The following is a 4,530-nucleotide window of genomic DNA, read 5'->3' as shown; positions in this document are numbered from 1 at the left end:
CAGAAGCGCCCGGGTCTGACGTTCTTTCCTGGTTCCCAGCCGGGACGATGCGCCGTCGCCACCGCCCCGCCCACGACGCCGGTCATCGAGAACATGACCGAGAACAAGATCCTCGACGGAAGGAGACCGGGTCATTTCGGCGCCTCGGCAGAAGTGTCGGCAGCAGGAGCGAAAGAAGAGACTTGATCACCAAGTCCCTGCTTGGCCCTCAGCGCCGAGAGGAGGTGGACAACCTCTTCCACAAGGTCGTCGACCCGCGCGCCGACCTTGCGCACCAGAGCGGCATCGCGGGCATTCCAGGTCAGTCGGCCAACCGCCCCCAGACGGGCGATCTGGTTGAGGTTGTTGCCAACGGCGGACAACTCCCGCCTGGCTGCAGCGATGGCATCCAGCTCGTCTGCCTGGATGGCCAGACGATCGCTTGCCTGTCTGACCAGATGCCGGACTGCCTCGGAAACCGTCATACCGCTTGCCTCGGCAACCGCCTGAAAGCTTGCATGCTCGTCTTCCGTGATGCGGATGTTCAGCTTCACCGAAAGCCGCCGCACCTCCTTCCGGTCAAGGCTGCCCTTGATCCGTGACAGCGCCTGGCGGGAACGGCCCATAGACCTCGCCACGGCCGCGACGCTCTCGCCAGCGAGGAGCCGCGCCGTGATGGCGGCAGTCTCTGCAGAGGTCAGGCGTGAGCGTGGCATTGCATCATTACATGTGTTTTGAAGTCAGTGCGCATCATGTACCACACACCACCGTTCCTGCCAACCGTCCTCACCGGCCGGTTTCCGCTCCTCCGAAGAGGAGCCCGCCTGCGGAAACCGGACAGCCGGTGAGGACTCAATATGGCGACAGGGGTCGGCGGCTGGACCGCCGACTGGATCCCTGCGCCCCGGCCGCCAGGCCTCCGTTTCACTCGAGACCAAAGTGGTCGAGCGCCTTGAAACCTTGGGTTTTGCAGAATTGTGCGGTCCCTCCATGAGAGACTGCCGGGAAGGGAAGAGGGGCCGGGGAAGGGGTCTCTAGATGCTTCAAGGCCTGCCTACGGCGGACAAAGGAAGACCATTAACGGCTTTGGGAATGCAGCCAGAGGCTAGATCTGCGCAGCGTCAACCTGTCACTGGCCGAACTGGCAAGCAGGCAGACAGGCAAGCAAGCAGATTCTCCGGGATGCAGCTGGTTGGCGGGTCAAGTTCGGGATCATCCCCCGACGGAAGCCTGATGTCGCCTGACCTTCGGACCAGCCATGCGGACAGGTTCCCACGCAGCCATGCGGCCTGTCACCTATGCAGGCATGCAGACATGCAAACCGTCATACGGGCCGGAGGGCAAACTGCCAAGATTGCGGGCAGGCCTAAGAGCTGCTCGAACGCCGCGCCGCAGCATCATGGCTGGAGGAATCCTTAGGAAACATGAAGGCTTCGGCGGTGTGTTACAACTTCCGGCACATCCCATTTGACGTTTCTGCAACCTTATGCCTAAACGGCGCACCGGACGCCGGACGGATTAGTGACGCCTTTACAACGGCTTCGCTCTGCCTTGCCTTGCTTTCGGTGCATCGTCTTCCGCAGCGTCATGAAGGAGCGCCGGGCGTCGGTGCCAGGGGTAGTGAGTACCGTTTGTGGAGGCGTCATTTCATGCAAGTCATTACCATCGTGCAGACCAAGGGCGGCTCGGGCAAGACCACGACCGCCATGCTTCTCGCGTCTGCAGCACTGAACCTCGGCCGTCGCGTCACCCTGATCGATGGCGACGTGAATGCCCAACTCGGCCGCTGGCGCGACAGTTTCGAACTGGCCGCCTGGGAGGGCGCGCAAAAGCCCGAGTGGCCGGAGAGTCTCGCGATCCTTTCACCGCCCGAGAGCGTGGAAGGGCTTCTGTCGCTCCTCGAGTCCGAGGAAGCGCGCGGCGTCGATCTCGTCGTGATCGACACGCGACCGGGCACCCATACCGACACTGAGGACTTCTGCCTGATCTCCGATCTGGTGCTGATCCCAGCCCGCCCCGTCTATGCCGAATGGGAAATGACCCATCGCGCCGTCCTCTGGATGGACGACCTCCGCGCCTCGATTGCCGAGGGCGAGCGGTTCCCGACGGTCCGGGTCCTCGTCATGGACGCGGGGCCGAAGATCATCGACGCCGCAACCCGGGAAGGGGGAATGGCACAACTGCCAAAGCGCGACCAGGACGTGCTGCAAGAGATACTGCGTCTCGACCATATCGACGTGATCGTTCCGCATTCGAGGATCCTCGAACAACTCGGCTATCACGGCCCCCTTGGACCGGCGGCCCGCGCCAACGCCAAGGCCCCCGGCGGCCGGCTGGTGGCGGATGCCATCACACGCCAGCTTGAAGTTGCGGAACTTGTCCTGACCGGGATCGACGAGGTGATCCCTGCATGAGCCGTTTCCGCCTTCCTGCACGTGTCGCACCATCCCCAGCGGCGGAAGAACCAGGCTTGCAGAACTCCGCCGCACGGTTGCGGTCATCGCGCGAGGTGCAGTCGCGCATTCTTGCCGAACGGCGTGCGCCGGAGGCGGGACTGCCTGCGGAAAGCATCAAGGCCCAACTCCCTGACCTGCCAACTTCGCCCCTGACGGAAGCGGGATTTGCCGGAAAGAGGGAAGGGGAGAGGGATCATACGCTGTCCCCGGCATTGCCGCCCGATTCTCCGGCTGGTGTGTTGACGAAACCCCCGAAAGAGAAGCTGGTGGTCCTGTTTCGGCTTCCGCTGGCGACCGAGAGGTGTCTGGAGCAGATCCCGGGTGCGGGCGAAGTGACCTCGGCGTACATGCTACGCGCCTTTGCTAAGGAAGCCCGTGCGGAACTGAGGCGGCTATTGGCTGAAGAGGATATCAATGCGCATGCAGACGAGGCGAGGCGCATCTTCGCCATGTCGGCAACAGACATGGCGGTCGGCGAAGCGATGACCGTCTACGCCCAAGGCTCAGCGATCCGGGCCATGCATGCAGCCCTTGGTGACCCCTGGCAGATCGAGCCCCGGGCGACGATCGTTGGTGCCTTCCTCGCCGCCATCGCGTCGCGGCTCATCGAGGCGCGACGCGTCAGATAGACTCGGACCATGCAACAGAATTCGATGAACTGCCTGCGATCACTCGCAGGCAAGCTCGGGCAGCGGCGCTGTCTCGAAGGTCAGGCTGTCAGCGCTCGTGACCAGGGCGAATTCACCGCCAGCGCGGAAGGTCGCAACCATCTTCGACCAATCCATGGCGTCAGCCGACGCTTGGGCAGAGATGCCGTTCTTGACCGGCAGACGGGCTTGTTCACCAGAATTCGCGAGCACGACGACCATGTCCGGCGCAGCGTCCTTGTCGAAGCGCACCACCAGCGCGCTGTTGGGCGTCGGCCCGAAAACGCGATCCGGATCGCAGACAAGTCGCACCTCACCTGCCTCGCTGGTGAGCGCGTAGGTCGGCAGGCCACGCTCGACACCGACCGTCCAGGCGTCAAGCGCGTGGGCAGGAACAGACATCGCCGCAAGCGCGGAAACAACCAGAACGGGGGACAGAAAATGCATCGACAGGAACGCCTTTCGTGGTTCGCGTGGCGACAGCAAAGCACCACTTCTGATATCGTTAGATATGTTCTGATTGCGCTCCTGTCCATGACTGCGGCGCGACAACGGTTCATCGGGGGCAGGAATGGATGACGTCGTCCGAAGCAGGACCAAGCAGTCGATCATCGATCGTCGGCTGTGGCGGATCGACCGCGCTAACCGGGAGCTTGTCGCGGAGCGTCATCGCACCGCGAGCGGTCGCTTCAGGACCGTTTGGCTGGTCCCGGAGGAAACCCTGCGCGGCGTCCTCTGGGTCGAGGTTGTCGAGGAAGCACCTGGCGATCCGTCGCCATGACCCATCAGCTTTCTGAATCGGACCGCCCAGGTCGATTCAGAAAAGAAATTGGACTTGGAGAGCGGCAAGGCGGAGTCTGTGCGAGGGAGGACCGCCATGGCTCTGGCACATCTGCACCGCATCGACCCTGAGGCCAACATGGCGCGCTTCTACTGCATCGATGTTGCGGCGACGCTATTCGGGAACGTCTCCGTCTTGCGGACTTGGGGCCGGATCGGGACCAACGGCCGGACGAGCATAGAAACCTGCGCTTCCCTTGAAGAAGCGGAGAAAGCGGCGTCGCAAATCCTCCGACGGAAGATGCGGCGGGGCTATCGGCCGGCTGGCCAGATGCTGCCGCCAGACATTGCGGTGTAAGATCTGTCAGGCCTTGCGCTGAAGCCTGCCTTCAAGCTTGGCTCCGGCCTCGATGGCGATCCGCTCATGGACGACATCAGCCTGCAGGACCGCGCTCGGCGCGAGCTGAACGTTCCGCGCCGAGATCGTGCCGGAAACCGCCCCAAGCACGACCAGGTCGTGGGCGACGACGGAACCTTCAACACGACCTGAAGCAGCCACGGTGATCTCTGGCGCCCGCAGTGAGCCAACGACGTTGCCTTGGACTTCGATCGGTCCACTGGAGGTGGCATCGCCTTCGACGACAAGGTCCTGCGCGAAGACGCTGCGG

At 63.2% G+C, this 4,530-nt stretch carries 7 protein-coding genes; 4 read left to right on the top strand and 3 right to left on the bottom strand.

Annotated features, from left to right (window positions below; translation table 11 throughout):
• Positions 1-131: 131 nt before the first annotated feature.
• A complete protein-coding gene (locus tag ACRCSW_RS24210; RefSeq protein WP_438708215.1) occupies positions 132-695 on the bottom strand; it encodes a plasmid mobilization protein in 564 nt (187 codons plus the stop codon).
• 933 nt (positions 696-1,628) lie between these two features.
• On the opposite strand from ACRCSW_RS24210, the gene ACRCSW_RS24205 reads away from it, so the two are divergent.
• On the top strand, positions 1,629-2,393 hold the full coding sequence (locus tag ACRCSW_RS24205) for a ParA family protein (protein ID WP_438708214.1): 765 nt from the start codon (positions 1,629-1,631) through the stop codon (positions 2,391-2,393).
• Positions 2,390-3,064 (top strand): hypothetical protein, encoded by a 675-nt coding sequence (locus ACRCSW_RS24200; RefSeq protein WP_438708213.1) that lies wholly within the window; start codon positions 2,390-2,392, stop codon positions 3,062-3,064. The genes ACRCSW_RS24205 and ACRCSW_RS24200 overlap by 4 nt, the downstream gene beginning before the upstream one ends.
• Before the next feature lie 39 nt (positions 3,065-3,103).
• Here the strand turns inward: ACRCSW_RS24200 and ACRCSW_RS24195 are convergent, their stop codons facing one another.
• A complete protein-coding gene (locus ACRCSW_RS24195; protein ID WP_438708212.1) occupies positions 3,104-3,529 on the bottom strand; it encodes a hypothetical protein in 426 nt (141 codons plus the stop codon).
• 124 nt (positions 3,530-3,653) lie between these two features.
• On the opposite strand from ACRCSW_RS24195, the gene ACRCSW_RS24190 reads away from it, so the two are divergent.
• Positions 3,654-3,863: a hypothetical protein gene (locus ACRCSW_RS24190; RefSeq protein WP_438708211.1), complete on the top strand. Its 210-nt coding sequence runs from the start codon at positions 3,654-3,656 to the stop codon at positions 3,861-3,863.
• Positions 3,864-3,959: 96 nt separating this feature from the next.
• Positions 3,960-4,220: a WGR domain-containing protein gene (locus ACRCSW_RS24185; protein WP_438708210.1), complete on the top strand. Its 261-nt coding sequence runs from the start codon at positions 3,960-3,962 to the stop codon at positions 4,218-4,220.
• A 6-nt stretch (positions 4,221-4,226) separates the two neighbouring features.
• On the opposite strand, the gene ACRCSW_RS24180 is transcribed toward ACRCSW_RS24185, so the two are convergent.
• The coding region (locus ACRCSW_RS24180) for a bactofilin family protein (protein WP_438708209.1) at positions 4,227-4,530 on the bottom strand (304 nt) is incomplete at its 5' end.

The sequence above is a fragment of the Tabrizicola sp. genome, from assembly GCF_051645465.1.
In the GTDB taxonomy this organism is placed as follows: domain Bacteria; phylum Pseudomonadota; class Alphaproteobacteria; order Rhodobacterales; family Rhodobacteraceae; genus Tabrizicola.
The sequence above is the reverse complement of the archived record's forward strand: the minus strand, read 5'-3'. Positions and strand labels throughout refer to the sequence as shown.